Genomic DNA, 15,455 nt, shown 5'->3' on the forward strand with positions numbered 1-15,455 from the left:
CGATGCCCGGCACGGCCCTGGCACCTTCGCGGGCACCTTTCTGACGGGTGCCTACTTCGCTCACCCTGACGTGGGGCTCAGTGCCTAGGAACTACGACGGCGAAGCCTCGCGCTTCGCCGTACCTACCGAGCCCACCAGAGAGCGCACCATGAAGGCACTGCAACCACCCCAGCCACCGGCCCCGCGAGGAGCTCATCCGCCACCTGAAGGCCACCACCGAGGACCCCGCCGAATTACCCCCGCACGAACTGGCTTACCTCACCTGCGAGTTGCACGCGACGACTGCGAGTTCGTCCGGCTCACCCCCTGCGAAGCCCCCGCCGAGGACGACGACGCCTGCACCCTCTTCGCCGGCCACGAGCCCGGCCATTCCTGGGAGATGCGCGACCTCCTGCACGGCTGACGAAATCAGCCGAGCGGCAACGGTGTTGACGGCTTCATGACGCAGAGACCCGCTCCCCGCACTCTGTCCGACGAAGCCCTCTCCGAGCTGCTGGGCAAGCAGCGGTTCGGCACGCTCGCCACCGTGCGGCGCGACGGGCACCCCCACCTGACCACGATGGCGTACGCGTGGGACGCGCAGGCGCGTCTCGCGCGCTTCTCCACCACCGCCGACCGGGTCAAGGTCGCGCACCTGCGGAACGATCCCCGTGCCGCGCTGCACGTGCCGGGCGGGGACGTGTGGTCGTTCGCCGTCGCCGAGGGGGAGGCGGAGGTCTCCGGGGCCACGGAGGTGCCAGGGGACGCCGTGGGGCGGGAGCTGCTCGGGATGATCCCGGTGGAGGCGAGGCCCGCAGACGAGGCCGCGTTCTTCGCGGAGCTGGTGGCCGAGCGCCGGGTGGTCATCCGGCTGCGGGCCGACCGGCTGTACGGGACCGCGCTCGACATCGACGCCTGAGAGCGGCGGCGCGGGCCTCGGCCGGGGCCCGCGCCCCTGGGGGTCAGGAGTTGACGACCTTGCGCAGGTTCTCGATCGAGCCCGGCTCGTCCTTGAGGCGGCGGGCTCGGTCCTCCAGGAACGCCGCGCCCAGCTCCTCGCGGCGGGGCATCGGCACGTTCTCGCGGGCGCCGTTGAGGATGGTGCGCTCCTCCTCGTCGGTGTGGTGGGTGATGGCCTCCACCAGCTCCTCCAGCTTGGAGTCCCACTCCTCGGAGCCGACCTCCTTGACCTCCAGCAGGTGCAGCAGGGCCTCGTTCCCCTCGTCGTGCTCGTGCTCGCCGTGCTCGACCTCTTCGTTGTCGATGTTCCGGTACCGCTTGAGCGCCGGATAGACCTCGGCCTCCTCCGCCAGCGCGTGCGCCACCAGCAGATCGGCGAACTCCTTGAGCGCGGCGGACCGGTCGGCCTCGACGCTGCGCATCTGCCGGAAGAGGTCCTCCATGCGGCGGTGGTCCTGGAGGATGAGTTCGACGACGTCCTGGGTCTCGGCCATGAGGGGCACCACTCTCGTGCGAGGTATGCGAAGTGTTCGGGCCCTCACCGTGTACCCCCGCCGTGCGCAGGGATGACTCGCCGCGAGGGGCGGGATCAGCTCCGGTTGCGCGGCGCCGGGAGGGCCTTCGTCATCCCTGGCAGGAAGTCGTTGAAGAGTTCGTGGACCTCCAGGACCAGCGGGCGCAGGACCCGGAAGCGGGACAGGGCCACGCCGCGCGCGGTGAGGCGGGCGCCGCGCCGGGCCAGGCGGTAGCTGCGCTCGCGGTTCTCCGTACGGTCGAAGACCCAGTAGAGGACCAGGCCCATCTGGGAGAGCCACATCAACTCCGGTAGGGCGTCGCGGAGTTCGGGGGAGACCTTGGACTTCGAGCCCGCCAGTACCTCGCGGTGCACGCTGATCGCCTGCTCGCGGGCGTGCTCGCTCTCCGCGGAGAAGGGGCTGAGCGGGCTGTCCGGGTCGGCCGCGTTCTTGAAGAACTGCACGGCGAACTCGTGGTACGGCTCCGCGATGTCCAGCCACGCGGTGAGCACGCCCGCGAGCCGGGCCTCCAGGTCGGTCTCCTTCGCCAGCACCGACCGGACCGCCACCTGGTGCTCGGCGGCGATCCGGTCGTAGAAGCCCTGGATCAGGTGCTCCTTGCCCGCGAAGTAGTAGTACGCGTTGCCGACCGAGACGCCGGCCTCCTTGGCGATGGCCCGCATCGTGGTCTTGTCGTAGCCGTTCTCCTGGAACAGCCGCATCGCGGTCTCGAGGATCAGCGCGCGGGTGTGTTCCGACTTGCTCTGGGGTCCGGCCTCGGGGCCGTCGTTCTTCGCGGGCACGTAGGGAGCCTAACGAGTGGGGCAGGTGCGGCCCGCGCAGGACGGGGGGTCGTACACCCAGCCCTGGTCGCGCACGTACTTCCAGCCGTCCGCGCGGCGGTACGTGCCCTGCCCGCCCCAGGTGCCGCCGCGCTGCTTGCCCCACAGCGCGCCCCGGTACTTCGCCGCCGCCAGCACCGCGCCCCGCGCCAGCACCGCGCCGGCCGGGGTGCTGAGGCGGTGGGCCAGCGGGCGGTGCTCGCGCAGGGCCCACAGCACCACGACCCAGGCCGCCGCGCCCCGGTACACCTGGCCGGAGTCCCCGATCACGGTGACCTCCTCCAGCGTGCCCGCCGGGTCCACGCCGGGGAACCGGGCCTCGGCCTCGGCCGAGCCGGCGGGCACCAGCTCCAGGGGGACCAACTGCTGCTGCCGTACGAGCCAGTCGCGCAGGTGGGTGCAGAGGCCGCACTCGGCGTCGTAGAGGACCGTCAGGCCCCGGACCGGGGCGCTCGTGACGCCCCGGTCCACGGGCCCGCTCACGCTCCGGCCGTCGGCGCGACCCAGCCCTGCGGGGCGACCGGCGGCTGCGTCTCGCGCTCCATCAGGCCGCGGCGGCGGATCTTGTTGAGGACGAAGACGTTGCCGAGGTGCATCGCGCCGAGGACCAGCAGGACCACGCCGAGCTTGGCGGAGAGGGTCTCGAAGATGCCGCGGGTGTCCTCGATCGTGCCGTCGTCGCTCAGGTAGAGCGTCACGAAGCCGAGGTTGACCAGGTAGAAGCCCACCACCAGGAGGTGGTTGACGGCGTCCGCGAGCTTTTCGTTGCCGTGCAGCACGTCGGACAGGAAGACCCTGCCGTTGCGGCTGAGCGTGCGGGCGACCCAGACGGTCAGGCCGATGCTGACGGCCAGGTAGATCACGTAGGCGATGACGGTGCGGTCCATGCCCCACCCCTTCTTGAACGCGTTCAAAACGCTGACAGGGATGACTGTAGACCTGTTTTTGAACGTGTTCAACCAAGAAGGGTGAGGTCTGAGTCTCAAGCCCTGCGGGCGAGTTCGGGGCGCTTGGTGTAGTCGGTGAACCCGAAGACGTTCCCCCACGGGTCCGCGAACTCCACGGTTCGCCCGGTCGCCGTCGACATCGCCTCGTCCACGGGCTCGATCCCGACCCCCGCGAGCCGCCGTGCGGCCTTCCGCGCGTCCGGCACCTCCAGCCAGAGCCGGGACGCGGGCCAGGAGGGCGGCCGGTGCCCGAGCCCGTCCTCAACCCGCAACAAAATCCCCGGCGTCTCCCCGCCGACCCTCAGCAGCGCGATCCCACCCTCATCGAACCGGAACCCCACGCTGAACCCGGCCCGCTCGTAAAACCCCACCGCCTCCCCGAGATCCCCCACGGGCAGTACAACGTTGTCGAACCCCAGCAACTCATGCGCTTCGTCGTCTGACATACCGTCAGGCTAGCGACGAGGGCGTCCCGCCTCGATGATCGCGGCCACGTCCAGGGTGACCTTCGCTCCGATGGAGTCGGGTCGTCCTTCCAGTTGCCGGAGGTCACTTCGAGGACGAGGCGGAAGCAGGCGGGGTCGTACGCGTTGTTCGCGACGTGGTGATCTTCGATGTCGTCGTTGACCACTACGAGGTCAGGGACGGCGTAGTCCTCCGGGCCGGTGGGCAGCCGGATGGCGATCTTCTGCGCCACCAGGGTCTCGCCCCGGTGCAGCTCGCCGTTGATGAGCAGAACCATGACGTCGGTCAGTACGCAGGCGTGCGGGGCGTCCACGCGGGTGTGCCGGACATCGCTCTGCCTCCTGGATGACGATGAGCGGCATTCTCGTGCGGCGCACCACATCCACGCGTTCCGCGATCACCCACATTCACCCGAAAGGGCCCCGTTCCGGAATGCGGAACGGGGCCCTTGGGGACTGTCGGAGACGAGTCTCAGAAGCGACGCGTGATCAGTGCTCGCTTCACTTCCTGGATCGCCTTCGTGACCTCGATGCCGCGTGGGCAGGCGTCGGTGCAGTTGAAGGTGGTGCGGCAGCGCCAGACGCCGTCGCGGTCGTTGAGGATCTCCAGGCGCTGCTCGCCCGCGTCGTCGCGCGAGTCGAAGATGAAGCGGTGGGCGTTCACGATCGCGGCCGGACCGAAGTACTGGCCGTCGTTCCAGAACACCGGGCACGACGAGGTGCACGCGGCGCACAGGATGCACTTCGTGGTGTCGTCGAACCGCTCACGGTCCTCGGCGGACTGCAGCCGCTCACGGGTCGGCTCGTTCGTGTCGTTGGTTACCAGGAACGGCATGACGTCCCGGTACGCCTGGAAGAACGGCTCCATGTCGACCACGAGGTCCTTGAGCGCGGTCAGGCCCTTGATGGGCTCGACCGTGATCGGCTTCCCCGGGTTGACGTCCTTGATCAGCGTCTTGCAGGCCAGCCGGTTCTTGCCGTTGATCCGCATCGCGTCGGACCCGCAGATGCCGTGGGCGCAGGAACGCCGGAAGGTCAGCGTGCCGTCGAGGTCCCACTTGATCTTGTTGAGCCCGTCGAGGACGCGCTCCTTGGGGTCCATCTCCAACTGGAAGTCTTCCCAGTGGGGCTCCGCCGCGACCTCCGGGTTGAACCGGCGGATGCGGAGGGTGACCGTGATGTAGGGGGACGCCGCGGACGCCGCCTCGGCCTTGTCCAGAACAGGGGTAGCCATCAGTACTTACGCTCCATCGGCTGGTAGCGGGTCTGGACGACCGGCTTGTAGTCGAGACGCACGGTCTCCGAGCCGTCGTCGCCCACCTCGCGGTACGCCATCGTGTGACGCATGAAGTTGACGTCGTCGCGGTTCGGGTAGTCCTCGCGGTAGTGACCGCCGCGGGACTCCTTGCGGGCCAGCGCGGAGACCGCCATGACCTCGGCCAGCTCCAGCAGGTTGCCCAGCTCGATGGCCTCCAGCAGGTCGGTGTTGAACCGCTTGCCCTTGTCCTGGATCGACACGTTGAGGTACCGCTCGCGCAGCTCGGCGATCTTCTCGACCGCCGTCTTGATCGTCTGCTCGGTGCGGAACACCATCACGTTGGCGTCCATGGTCTCCTGCAGCTCCCGGCGGATGTCGGCCACCCGCTCGGTGCCGGTCGCGTCCCGCAGCCGCTCGATCTGCGCGACGACCATCCCTGCCGGGTTCTCCGGCAGCTCGACGAAGTCCACGGTGTGGGCGTAGTCGGCGGCGGCGATGCCCGCGCGGCGGCCGAACACGTTGATGTCCAGCAGCGAGTTGGTGCCCAGGCGGTTGGCGCCGTGCACGGAGACACAGGCGACCTCGCCGGCCGCGTACAGACCCGGCACGACGGTGGTGTTGTCCGACAGGACCTCACCCTCGACGTTGGTCGGGATGCCACCCATCGCGTAGTGCGCGGTGGGCTGGATCGGGATCGGGTCCGTGTACGGCTCGATGCCCAGGTAGGTGCGCGCGAACTCGGTGATGTCCGGCAGCTTCGCGTCCAACTGCTCCGGCGGCAGGTGGGTGAGGTCGAGGTAGACGTGGTCGCCCTCGGGACCGCAGCCCCGGCCCTCGCGGATCTCGGTGTAGATCGAGCGCGAGACGACGTCACGGGACGCGAGGTCCTTCATGACCGGCGCGTACTTCTCCATGAAGCGCTCGCCGTCCTTGTTGCGGAGGATGCCGCCCTCACCGCGGGCGCCCTCCGTCAGCAGGATGCCCATGCGCCAGATGCCGGTCGGGTGGAACTGGAAGAACTCCATGTCCTCCAGCGGGATGCCCCGGCGGAAGCACGCGGCCTGGCCGTCACCGGTCAGGGTGTGCGCGTTGGACGTCACCTTGAAGAACTTGCCGGTGCCGCCGGACGCGTAGATCACGGACTTCGCCTGGAAGACGTGGATCTCGCCGGTGGCCAGCTCGTACGCCACCACGCCGGAGGACGTCTTGACGCCGTCGACCTCGGTGATGAGCTGGTCCAGCACGTAGAACTCGTTGAAGAACTCCACGCCCTCCTTGACGCAGTTCTGGTACAGCGTCTGGAGGATCATGTGGCCGGTGCGGTCGGCCGCGTAGCAGGACCGGCGGACCGGGGCCTCGCCGTGGTTGCGGGAGTGACCGCCGAAGCGGCGCTGGTCGATCGTCCCATTGGGCGTCCGGTTGAACGGCAGGCCCATCTTCTCCAGGTCGAGGACCGCGTCGATGGCCTCCTTCGCCAGGATCTCGGCGGCGTCCTGGTCGACCAGGTAGTCACCGCCCTTGACCGTGTCGAAGGTGTGCCACTCCCAGTTGTCCTCCTCCACGTTGGCCAGCGCGGCGGCCATGCCGCCCTGCGCGGCGCCCGTGTGGGAGCGGGTGGGGTAGAGCTTGGTCAGCACGGCGGTGCGGCTGCGCTTCGTGGACTCGATGGCCGCGCGCATGCCCGCGCCACCGGCGCCGACGATGACGGTGTCGTACTTGTGGATCTTCATGATTCTCGCAGCCCCGTGCCTAGCGGATGTTCGGGTCGAAGGTGAAGATCACCAGCGTGCCCAGCAGGATGGTGAACACCGTGGCCGTGTAGAGCAGGCCCTTGAGCCACAGGCGGGTGTTCACGCGCTCCGCGTAGTCGTTGATGACCGTGCGCAGGCCGTTCGCGCCGTGCAGCATCGCCAGCCACAGCATCAGCAGGTCCCAGACCTGCCAGAACGGGGACGCCCAGCGGCCGGCCACGAAGGCGAAGCCGATCTTGGAGACGCCGCCGTCCAGCACGAGCTGGATCAGCAGGTGGCCGAGGACCAGCACGACCAGCACGATGCCGGACAGGCGCATGAAGAGCCAGGCGGCCATCTCGAAGTTGCCCCGCGTGGACTTCGGGGTCTTCTTGGTACGGGTGCGCGAGCGCGGGGCGTCGAGCGAGAGCGCGTAGGCGTCCTCGGCGGCGTCCGCGGAGGAGCCCGTCAGGTTGATCTCAGAGGTGGACATCGGCGTCAGCTCCCGAACAGGACACGAGCGGCGTGGCCGAGGACCGGGTACAGGGCGCCGGCCATCAGGATGATCCAGACGCCGAGGACGCTCCACAGCATCTGCTTCTGGTAGCGCGGGCCCTTCGACCAGAAGTCGACGGCGATGACGCGCAGACCGTTGAGCGCGTGGAAGAGGATGGCGGCGACGAGGCCGTACTCCAGCAGCGCGACGATCGGGGTCTTGTACGTGGCTACGACCTTGTCGTAGTCCTCGGGGGAGACACGCACGAGAGCGGTGTCCAGCACGTGAACGAACAGGAAGAAGAAGATGAGGACGCCGGTGACTCGATGAGCCACCCAGGACCACATGCCTTCCCGGCCGCGGTACAACGTTCCAGCCGGCACGGAAGAACCCTCCGGATGCGGGGACTAGGGCCGCGCCGGCTTCGCTGTCGGTCGGGCCCGGCCGGGTACGGTCCACCGGCCCTCAGCATCGTATCCATGAGGTGCGGCGAAGCTGACGGGGGGCCTGTTTCGGGTGATCCGGCCGCTTGTGGCCTTCCGGCTCGTGCGCATCCGTTCCGTTTGGTCCGCTATACACCCGGCCGGGGCGCGTAATCGCTGGTCGTACGGGTGGCGGCGGTGCCCAGGTGGGTCGTGAGCCGGTGCCGGGCCAGGCCCCGCAGCTCCTCGGCGGCGATCACCCGCTCGTCCTCGGGATCGTTCGCCAATCGTGACCGGATGCCCTCCAGGACGCGGTCCAGCGCCTCCTCGGGGGAAGCCCCGCCCGGCGCGATCACGAAGACATGGCCGAAGCGGGCCTCGTAGGCGGCGTGCGCCGCGCTCAGGGCCGTGTGGGCGGCCGAGTAGGTGTCCTCGGGCAGCTCGGGCAGGGACTCGCCCGCCAGGGCGTCGGCCAGGTCGACGACGCGCAGGTCGTAGGCCGCCTCGTCCGCCGCGGCCAGCAGGGCGGCCAGGTCGGGGTAGGGGCGGTGCTCGGCGAGCCGGTGCGCCCAGCGGGCGTTGCGCAGACAGCGCAGGAGCAGCGCGCGGGCCTCCTCGGCCGGCGCCAGGTTGAAGGCGTCGAGCGGGGTCGGGAGATACGGCGAACGGTGCGCAGGCAGCGTGGGTCCTCGTGGGAGGGGGGACGGCAGGGGGCGACAGGGGGAGCTGTGAAGGATGTGCCGACACGTTATCGAGAGTGGTCACTGTGTGTCCGGCTGATGCCCGAATTTCACTCGGACGGGAGAGTTTCGGAACGTCTCGGTGACGGGTGAACCGAGGATCGGTCGTACGTTGGGAGGGTGAGCCAGCACAGACATCGTGCTTCGGCACGACAGCTCAAGCGGAAGCGGGCCATCATGGCCGCCGCGGTCGTCGCAACCGTGGTGACCGGGGTGGGCGTCGGAGTGTGGGCGTCATCCGGAGGGGGTGGTTCCGGTGGAGGCTCGGACGCGGGCGCGGTCGGCGCCTCCCGGCAGGCCGACCCGCCGACCCCCTCGCCCAGCCGCTCGTACCCGATGTCGAAGGCGCCGCAGACCATCCCGGCGGTGCGCGAGCACACCGCCGCCCGAGGGCCGGGCTGGAAGCCTCAGGACGGCGGCCGGGTGGTGGTCACCGATCCGGCGCTGGCCGACGAGGGCAAGCTGATAGCCGGTGAGCTGGGCCTCGACTACGGCGGTGAGAAGAACGACGCCAAGGCCGGCGACGTCCGCCTCGGCCTCGGCGGGAGCGGCAACCCGGAGTCGTACACCATGACCGTGCGCGACGGCCGGGTGGACATCGAGGGGCCCGCCGACGCGGGCGTCTTCTACGGGACCCGGACCCTCAAGCAGGAGGTCCACGGCGGCGGCACGGCGCCCGAGGGCGTGGTCAAGGACGAGCCCGCCAAGCCCGCGCGCGGCTTCATGCTCGACATCGCGCGCAAGCCGTTCTCGGAGACCTGGATCGAGGACCGGATACGCGAACTCGGCGATCTGAAGTACAACGAGCTGGGACTGCACTTCTCGGACGACCAGGCGTTCCGCATCCAGTCCACCAGCCACCCCGAGATCGTATCCAAGGACCATCTCACCAAGGCGCAGGTCAAGAAGATCGTCGACCTGGCCGCCGCCCGGCACATCCAGATCGTGCCCGAGATCGACTCGCCGGGACACCTGGGCGCCGTCATCGCCGCCCACCCCGACCTCCAGCTCCGCAACGTCAACGGCAAGGCGACGCGCGGCGCGATCGACATCTCCAAGCCCGAGTCCGCGAAGATCGTCGACGATCTGCTCGACGAATACGCGGACCTGTTCCCCGGCAGCAAGTGGAACCTGGGCGGCGACGAGTACCAGGCGCTGGTCGTCTCCGACCCCGAGGCGTCCTACCCGCAGCTCGCCGCGGCCGCCCGTGACGCCTACGGCGCGAACGGCAACGTCGCCGACCTCACCACCGGCTGGCTGAACGGCCGCGCGGACACCGTCCGGGCCCACGACCGCACCATGCGGGCGTGGAACGACGGCTTTCTGCGCGACTCCACGATCCAGCCCGCCAAGGACATCCAGGTCGCCTACTGGACCGGCAAGGAGATCGGCGCCCGGCCCCCGGTGGACTACCTGAGCGCGGGCCGCAAGGTCTACAACTACAACGACGAGTACCTCTACTACGTCCTCGGGGAGCCGAACGACTTCACCTACCCGACCGGCCAGCGGATCTACCAGGAGTGGACCCCGCGCGTGATCCGGGGCACGAGCGCGGTCCCGGCGCAGTACGACGGTCAGATCCTCGGCGGTTCCTTCGCCGTGTGGTGCGACTTCCCGAACGCCCAGACCGAGAGCCAGGTCGCGTCCGGCATCCGGATGCCGCTGCGGGCCACCGTGCAGAAGCTCTGGGACCCGGGTCAACCGGCGCTGTCCTGGCCGCAGTTCAAGGAGCTGTCGAACAAGCTGGGGTGAGTGGACGGAATGTCGGCGTAACACGTATGTTTCCGTGTTCGCTCGTGTGTACGCGGCTCTGGGGAGGGCCGCGTACGCCGTTCCAGCCGTACCGGGGGGAACTCCTTCATGATCTGCGCCAGTTGCCACAGCACCGAGGCCGTCACCGGGGAGACGCGGTGCGCCCGCTGCGCGCCGGCCGACTCCTTCGCGCCCTTCGTGCCGCCGGGTCCGCCGCTGCGCTCGCCGGTGGGGCTGGGGCGGGCGACGGTGGTGATGCTGGGGCTGATCGGGGCCAGTGACGTGGTCTCGCTCTGGGGCGACTGGTGGCTGCCGTCCAGCCGGGCGATGGCGGTGGTCGGCATCGTGCAGGGGGTCCTGCTGCTCGCCACGGCGGTCGTGTACCTGTGCTGGCTGTGGCGGGTGCGGGTCAACGCCGAGGTGTTCGACGCCAGTTCGCAGAGCAAGGCGCGGTGGTGGACGATCGGCGGCTGGTTCATCCCGTTCGTGAACTTCTGGTTCCCGCGCCGGATCGTCCTGGACGCGTGGGACGCCAGCGCGCCGCAGGGGCGGCCGAGCGGGCACGGTCTGGTCGACCTGTGGTGGACGGCGTGGGTGGCCGGGCTGATCGCCGACCGGCTGCTGCGGGTGGAGTCCGGGGCCGGGATGCTCGCGGTGGCCGACGGCATCGACCTCGTCGCCGCCGCGCTGGCCGCCGTGGTGGTCCTTCGGCTGACCCGGATGCAGCACGAGAAGGCCCTCCGGGGGCCCTCACTGCCGTCCGCCGTGCTTGGCTGAAAAGCGGTGACTGTGACACTCCGGGCCCGTCGCACGCAGTAAGGGGAAATGCGGGCTCCGTACAGGCGGTGCCCAGGCGAGGGAGGCATTCCATGAGCCTGGAGGAACTGATCGCGCAGGCCGACGCACGCGGGCTGGCCGCGAGCGGGCTGGCTTGTTCGGATCGGTGCGTGTCCCTGCTCGTCGAGGACGACGAGTTGCTGCGCCCGTTGTGGGCGCATCTCGTGGACGGCTCCGACTGGTCCGAGAGCCTGGCGAAGGTGCGGGCGGCGCTGGACGCGGTGGAGCCCGGTTCCGAGGCGGCGGGGGTGGCGCGGGGGATGCTGCTGTCGGCTCCGGCCCAGCGGGAGGGGGACGCGCTGCGGGAGTGGGCCGAGGCGTGCTCGGCGGCTTCGCTGCGGGTGCACCGGCTGCTGGACCCTTCTTCCGGGTCCGCCGATGAGGAGCTGCCGCTGGTCGCGGCCGAGCTGGGCCGGCAGACGGTGGTCCTCCAACTCCTCGCGGAGCACGGCCCGCAGGGGTTGCGGCGGGCGCTGGACGTGTCGGGGGAGGGGCGGCGGGTGCTGCGGGCGGTGGTGTCGCGGCGGGCGCGGGCACAGGCTTAAACCTGGACTCGGGGTGGGTTCTGTGTCCGTCCTGTCGGCAGGTTGGGGCGGTCCTGCGCCGGTTGCCGAAAGGCCGCCGAATCCGTGTGACGCGCGACGGGCCAGGACCGCTAACCCCTATGTGACTACCCAGTACGCAACGACGCAGACGGACTACCGCCCCGCCGCCGCGGCACGCCCCGCACGGTGGGCCGCGGACACGGTCGCCACCATGCGCGAGGGCGCCCGCCTCCGCCTCGACTACTCCCCCCGGAGCCTCGGGCGCCTGGACCGCGTGATCGAGGAACTCCGCCACGACCACCCCCCGTACGAGGCCGTCGCCCACGTCCTCCGCGGCTTCGGCGCGTACGCGGGCGAGGTCATCGCCCGCGAGACGGGCGCGCAGTGGCACGCCACGGCCGACACCCCCTGGCTCCGTACCCCGGACGGCCGCCTCTGGGACCCCCTGGAGGAGGCCCACCTGGCCTTCACCGGCGAGGGTTCCCTCCGGGGGCTGTACCGGGAGGCGGCGGGGGTCCGCTGAGCCGGCCGGTGACGACACCTCCCGTTCACCTTTCGGTCCCCTCGAAGACTCCTGAAATCAACCCGTGATTCTCATGGGCTCCTCATGCGCCGTTGGTTGCTTGTACGAGGCCGGTCGGTCCGCAACGTATGAGCAAGGAGGCGCATGGTGTTCCTGTCGAGGGCAGCCGCGGCGCGCGAGAGCCGGACAGCGGAAGGCGGGGCCGACAAGGTCGGCGGGGACCCGGTCGGCGAAGAACCGCTGCACGTGGCCAGTCGGCTGCACGCGTTCAACCGGTTCGAACTGAAGTACCTGGTCCCGGTGGAGCAGGCGGCCGAGATCCGCGACGAACTCGCCGAGCGGATGGACCGGGACCTGTACAGCCCGGTCGGCGGGTACGGCGTGTGGAGCCTGTACTACGACACCCCTCAACTCCGGTTCTACTGGGAGAAGATCGAGGGTCTGAAGTTCCGCCGCAAGCTGCGCGTCCGCCACTACGGGGATCTGGACCAGGTCACCGACGACTCGCCGGTGTGCGTGGAGATCAAGCAGCGCGTCAACCGGGTCACGCAGAAGCGCCGCATCACCCTCCCCTACGGCGTGGCGCGCCAACTGTGCGACGGCCGGCAGATGGTGGACCACTCGCCGAAGGAGAGCGCCTTCGTCCAAGAGGTCCTCGAACTGATCGTGCGGCTGAACCTCCAGCCCACCGCGCTCACCGGATACCAGCGTGAGGCCCTGGTCGGCCGCGCCGCCGACACCGGCCTGCGGGTCACCTTCGACCGCCGCATCCGCGGCCGGGACCGCGACTTCCACTTCGGCACCGCGACACCGGAGAACCGGTTCACGATCCCGCCGCACATGTCGGTCATGGAGATCAAGGTCAACGAGCGCACCCCGCACTGGATCACCGATCTGGCCGCCCGGCGCAACCTCAACCTCGTCCGGATCTCGAAGTACGTGCAGTCGGTCGAGGCGTTCGGGCTGGCCCCGCGCTCGGTCTTCCACGTCGACGAGGCGGACTGTCCGCCGCCCCCCACCACCCCCCTACACGAGCAGCCGGCGCCCCAGGACGCACCGGCGAAGGCAGGAGCCCAGTGAACTTCGATCTCGATCTGCAGGAACTCAGCGGGACGTTCAGCGTCGCCGATGTCGTGGCGGCGATGGCGCTGTCGTTCATCCTGTCCACGCTGATCGGCTACGTGTACCGGTACACGCACCGCAACGTCTCCTACAGCCAGTCCTACGTGCAGACCCTGGTCATCGTCGGCATGATCGTCGCCCTGATCATGCTGGTCGTCGGCTCGAACCTGGCCCGCGCGTTCTCGCTGGTCGGCGCCCTGTCCGTGGTCCGTTTCCGGAACGCGGTCAAGGAGACCAGGGACGTCGGCTTCATCTTCCTGGCGATGGCGATCGGCATGGCCTGCGGTGCCCGGTTCTACACGCTCGCCGCCGTTGGCGCCGTCGTCATCTGCGCGGTCGTCCTGGTGATGTTCAAGTTCAACTGGTTCGCGCTGAACGTGCAGCGGCAGGTCGTCAAGGTCCAGGTCCCGGCCGGCGAGGACTACACGCCGCAGATCCGTGACGTGCTGATCAAGTACACCAGCGAGTTCGAGCTGGTGAGCACGGAGACGATCCGCGGCGGCGCCCTGACGGAGGTCTTCTACACGGTGCGCCTGAAGACGGGGGCCGAGCCCGGTGACCTGGTCGGCGCGCTGCAGGAACGTACGTCCGGCCAGCGGGTCACCGTGCTGACCGGCTACGACACGACGGACCTGTGATGAGCGGCGAGACCACCGCGCAGCGCGGGAGGCGGCTGAAGGACCGGCTGCCCGTCCGGCTGCGCCACCACTGGAAGCCGGCCGCGGCGCTGGGCGTCGGGCTCGCCGCGATGGTCGGGTTCCTCGGTGACGCGCGGATCTCCCCGTACGTGACGTCCTCCTCGCGCGTCGAGGGGGACCCCATCACCGAGGACGTCAAGGGGACGGTCGGCCTGTACGACACCTCCGAGGCGCACTCGATCCAGCTCACCTACAAGCAGACCGACTTCGACAAGATGATGAAGGAGTTCAAGGAGGACGGGACCAAGGACTACATCGAGGCCGACCTCGTCCTCGACGGCGTCTACCTCAACGACGTCGGCATCCGTCTCAAGGGGAACTCCACGCTGTCGTCCCTGCGGGGCAACCGGGGCATGCCCGGTGGCGGCCGGCAGATGCCCGGCGCCCCGCAGGGCGCCCCGGCCGGCGCCGGCGGCGCGGCCGGGGGCAAGGGCCGCCAGCCCGGCGGCGGGCAGCCCGGCGGCGCTCAGCCCGGCGGCGGAGCCGGTGGCGGCTTCGGCGGGATGACGCAGTACGACCTGTCCGCGGACAAGCCCGAGGAACTGCCCTGGCTCGTCAAGATCGACGAGTACGTCGAGGGCCGCGCCTATCAGGGCGAGCGGGAGATCTCGCTGCGTCCCGGCGCCAACGCGCAGGTCCCCCTCAACGAGGCGCTGTCCCTCTCGCTGACCGGGAAGAGCGGGCAGAAGGCCGAGCGGTACACCTTCACCGAGCTGAAGGTGAACAACCGGCCCTCCGCCGCCCGCCTCATGGTCGAGGCACCCGACACCGACTACGCCGACGACATCGCCGACGGCAACGGCGTGCTGTACAAGGCCAAGGCGAGCGGCAGCTTCGAGTACCGCGGGGACGACCCCAGCGAGTACGAGAGCTCCTTCAAGCAGCTCAACAAGAAGGGCAGCCAAGACCTCGAACCGGTGATGAAGCTCATCAAGTGGGCCGACGGCGCGTCGGACGAGGAGTTCGCCCGCGACCTCCACAAGTACGTCGACGTCGCCTCGCTGGCCCGCTACGTCGCCTCGCAGAACCTGCTGCTGAACTTCGACGACATCGCCGGACCCGGCAAGAACTACCTCCTCTGGTACGACCTGGACACCAAGAAGTTCTCCGTGCTCGGCTGGGACTACAACCTCACCTTCAGCGGGGACGCGACGGCCGGACCGGACGACTCCACCGGCATGGGCGGCGGCATGCCCCAGGGGATGCCGGAAGGCGCGCCCGGCGGCGAAGGCATGCCCGAAGGGATGCCGGAAGGGATGCCGGAGGGCGCGCCCGGCGGTGCCGGCGGCGACCGGGAGGGCGGCCCGGGCGGGGGCAGGGGCGGCATGTCCCACGTCCTGAAGACCAAGTTCCTGGCCCTGGACGCCTTCGACTCCGTCTACAAGAAGGCGTACCGCGAGCTGTACCAGGAGTTCTATGCCTCGGGCACGGCGGCGGACAGCGTCAGGGCGATCGCCGGGCAGGCCCGGGCGGCGGGCGCCGGCTCCAAGGAGCTGGACACCGCCGTGAGCAAGCTCACCAAGACCGTCACCGACCGCTCCGCGGCTCTGGCCAAGGACAAGGAGGTGACCGGCTGACAGGATGCCCGCCTATCATCGCGCCGCACGCACCGCAGCCGCCCCAC

20 protein-coding genes are annotated in these 15,455 nt (G+C 69.7%); 9 read left to right on the top strand and 11 right to left on the bottom strand.

Annotated elements, in window-relative coordinates:
• Positions 1-440 precede the first annotated feature (440 nt).
• On the top strand, positions 441-899 hold the full coding sequence (locus E5083_RS01625) for a PPOX class F420-dependent oxidoreductase (RefSeq protein ID WP_135783785.1): 459 nt from the start codon (positions 441-443) through the stop codon (positions 897-899).
• A gap of 43 nt (positions 900-942) precedes the next feature.
• Here E5083_RS01625 and E5083_RS01630 read toward each other — a convergent pair whose 3' ends face one another.
• From E5083_RS01630 to E5083_RS31590, 6 genes are all read right to left on the bottom strand, one after another.
• Positions 943-1,434 (bottom strand): hemerythrin domain-containing protein, encoded by a 492-nt coding sequence (locus E5083_RS01630; protein ID WP_135783786.1) that lies wholly within the window; start codon positions 1,432-1,434, stop codon positions 943-945.
• 95 nt (positions 1,435-1,529) lie between these two features.
• Complete coding sequence (locus E5083_RS01635; protein WP_135783787.1) at positions 1,530-2,258, bottom strand: TetR/AcrR family transcriptional regulator; 729 nt, start codon at positions 2,256-2,258, stop codon at positions 1,530-1,532.
• A 9-nt stretch (positions 2,259-2,267) separates the two neighbouring features.
• Positions 2,268-2,780 carry a thiol-disulfide oxidoreductase DCC family protein gene (locus tag E5083_RS01640; protein ID WP_244317348.1) on the bottom strand — a complete coding sequence of 171 codons (513 nt, stop codon included), beginning with the start codon at positions 2,778-2,780 and terminating at the stop codon, positions 2,268-2,270.
• Entirely contained in the window at positions 2,777-3,184 is a 408-nt protein-coding gene (locus E5083_RS01645) for a hypothetical protein (protein ID WP_135783788.1), read from the bottom strand. Before E5083_RS01645 ends, E5083_RS01640 begins: the two co-directional genes overlap by 4 nt.
• Before the next feature lie 95 nt (positions 3,185-3,279).
• Complete coding sequence (locus E5083_RS01650; protein WP_279632436.1) at positions 3,280-3,663, bottom strand: VOC family protein; 384 nt, start codon at positions 3,661-3,663, stop codon at positions 3,280-3,282.
• On the bottom strand, positions 3,546-3,941 hold the full coding sequence (locus E5083_RS31590) for a PDDEXK family nuclease (RefSeq protein ID WP_244317377.1): 396 nt from the start codon (positions 3,939-3,941) through the stop codon (positions 3,546-3,548). Before E5083_RS31590 ends, E5083_RS01650 begins: the two co-directional genes overlap by 118 nt.
• On the opposite strand from E5083_RS31590, the gene E5083_RS31595 reads away from it, so the two are divergent.
• Positions 3,846-4,058 (top strand): hypothetical protein, encoded by a 213-nt coding sequence (locus E5083_RS31595; protein ID WP_244317386.1) that lies wholly within the window; start codon positions 3,846-3,848, stop codon positions 4,056-4,058. The two genes, E5083_RS31590 and E5083_RS31595, sit on opposite strands and share 96 nt — an antisense overlap.
• A gap of 122 nt (positions 4,059-4,180) precedes the next feature.
• Here the strand turns inward: E5083_RS31595 and E5083_RS01660 are convergent, their stop codons facing one another.
• The 5 genes from E5083_RS01660 to E5083_RS01680 form a co-directional block, all read right to left on the bottom strand.
• Positions 4,181-4,942 carry a succinate dehydrogenase iron-sulfur subunit gene (locus E5083_RS01660; RefSeq protein WP_086689828.1) on the bottom strand — a complete coding sequence of 254 codons (762 nt, stop codon included), beginning with the start codon at positions 4,940-4,942 and terminating at the stop codon, positions 4,181-4,183.
• Positions 4,942-6,696 carry a succinate dehydrogenase flavoprotein subunit gene (gene sdhA / locus E5083_RS01665; RefSeq protein ID WP_135783790.1) on the bottom strand — a complete coding sequence of 585 codons (1,755 nt, stop codon included), beginning with the start codon at positions 6,694-6,696 and terminating at the stop codon, positions 4,942-4,944. Before sdhA ends, E5083_RS01660 begins: the two co-directional genes overlap by 1 nt.
• A 19-nt stretch (positions 6,697-6,715) precedes the next feature.
• Positions 6,716-7,189, bottom strand: a complete 474-nt coding sequence (locus tag E5083_RS01670; RefSeq protein ID WP_030806556.1) for a succinate dehydrogenase hydrophobic membrane anchor subunit — start codon at positions 7,187-7,189, stop codon at positions 6,716-6,718.
• Between the two features lie 5 nt (positions 7,190-7,194).
• A complete protein-coding gene (gene sdhC / locus E5083_RS01675) occupies positions 7,195-7,575 on the bottom strand; it encodes a succinate dehydrogenase, cytochrome b556 subunit (RefSeq protein ID WP_037774792.1) in 381 nt (126 codons plus the stop codon).
• 188 nt (positions 7,576-7,763) lie between these two features.
• Positions 7,764-8,324 (bottom strand): 2-oxo-4-hydroxy-4-carboxy-5-ureidoimidazoline decarboxylase, encoded by a 561-nt coding sequence (locus tag E5083_RS01680; protein ID WP_135783791.1) that lies wholly within the window; start codon positions 8,322-8,324, stop codon positions 7,764-7,766.
• Positions 8,325-8,531: 207 nt separating this feature from the next.
• On the opposite strand from E5083_RS01680, the gene E5083_RS01685 reads away from it, so the two are divergent.
• The 7 genes from E5083_RS01685 (at position 8,532) to E5083_RS01715 (ending at position 15,408) form a co-directional block, all read left to right on the top strand.
• Positions 8,532-10,106 (top strand): beta-N-acetylhexosaminidase, encoded by a 1,575-nt coding sequence (locus tag E5083_RS01685; protein ID WP_135784387.1) that lies wholly within the window; start codon positions 8,532-8,534, stop codon positions 10,104-10,106.
• A gap of 108 nt (positions 10,107-10,214) precedes the next feature.
• Complete coding sequence (locus E5083_RS01690) at positions 10,215-10,883, top strand: DUF4328 domain-containing protein (protein WP_135783792.1); 669 nt, start codon at positions 10,215-10,217, stop codon at positions 10,881-10,883.
• 92 nt (positions 10,884-10,975) lie between these two features.
• Positions 10,976-11,488, top strand: a complete 513-nt coding sequence (locus E5083_RS01695) for a hypothetical protein (RefSeq protein WP_135783793.1) — start codon at positions 10,976-10,978, stop codon at positions 11,486-11,488.
• Between the two features lie 121 nt (positions 11,489-11,609).
• On the top strand, positions 11,610-12,011 hold the full coding sequence (locus tag E5083_RS01700; RefSeq protein ID WP_135783794.1) for a DUF6278 family protein: 402 nt from the start codon (positions 11,610-11,612) through the stop codon (positions 12,009-12,011).
• Positions 12,012-12,257: 246 nt separating this feature from the next.
• Positions 12,258-13,091 carry a polyphosphate polymerase domain-containing protein gene (locus E5083_RS01705; protein ID WP_244317378.1) on the top strand — a complete coding sequence of 278 codons (834 nt, stop codon included), beginning with the start codon at positions 12,258-12,260 and terminating at the stop codon, positions 13,089-13,091.
• Positions 13,088-13,771: a DUF4956 domain-containing protein gene (locus E5083_RS01710; RefSeq protein WP_135783796.1), complete on the top strand. Its 684-nt coding sequence runs from the start codon at positions 13,088-13,090 to the stop codon at positions 13,769-13,771. The genes E5083_RS01705 and E5083_RS01710 overlap by 4 nt, the downstream gene beginning before the upstream one ends.
• On the top strand, positions 13,771-15,408 hold the full coding sequence (locus E5083_RS01715; protein WP_135783797.1) for a CotH kinase family protein: 1,638 nt from the start codon (positions 13,771-13,773) through the stop codon (positions 15,406-15,408). The genes E5083_RS01710 and E5083_RS01715 overlap by 1 nt, the downstream gene beginning before the upstream one ends.
• Positions 15,409-15,455: the final 47 nt, after the last annotated feature.

The sequence above is a fragment of the Streptomyces bauhiniae genome, from assembly GCF_004784475.1.
In the GTDB taxonomy this organism is placed as follows: domain Bacteria; phylum Actinomycetota; class Actinomycetes; order Streptomycetales; family Streptomycetaceae; genus Streptomyces; species Streptomyces seoulensis.

Bases quoted from the DNA above. Each gene is read 5' to 3' on its own strand.
- E5083_RS01625 (WP_135783785.1), top strand. From the start codon at position 441: ATGACGCAGAGACCCGCTCCCCGCACTCTGTCCGACGAAGCCCTCTCC.
- E5083_RS01685 (WP_135784387.1), top strand. From the start codon at position 8,532: ATGGCCGCCGCGGTCGTCGCAACCGTGGTGACCGGGGTGGGCGTCGGA.
- E5083_RS01670 (WP_030806556.1), bottom strand. From the start codon at position 7,189: ATGTCCACCTCTGAGATCAACCTGACGGGCTCCTCCGCGGACGCCGCC.
- E5083_RS01715 (WP_135783797.1), top strand. From the start codon at position 13,771: ATGAGCGGCGAGACCACCGCGCAGCGCGGGAGGCGGCTGAAGGACCGG.
- sdhA (WP_135783790.1), bottom strand. From the start codon at position 6,696: ATGAAGATCCACAAGTACGACACCGTCATCGTCGGCGCCGGTGGCGCG.
- E5083_RS01690 (WP_135783792.1), top strand. From the start codon at position 10,215: ATGATCTGCGCCAGTTGCCACAGCACCGAGGCCGTCACCGGGGAGACG.
- E5083_RS01630 (WP_135783786.1), bottom strand. From the start codon at position 1,434: ATGGCCGAGACCCAGGACGTCGTCGAACTCATCCTCCAGGACCACCGC.
- E5083_RS01645 (WP_135783788.1), bottom strand. From the start codon at position 3,184: ATGGACCGCACCGTCATCGCCTACGTGATCTACCTGGCCGTCAGCATC.
- E5083_RS01660 (WP_086689828.1), bottom strand. From the start codon at position 4,942: ATGGCTACCCCTGTTCTGGACAAGGCCGAGGCGGCGTCCGCGGCGTCC.
- E5083_RS01695 (WP_135783793.1), top strand. From the start codon at position 10,976: ATGAGCCTGGAGGAACTGATCGCGCAGGCCGACGCACGCGGGCTGGCC.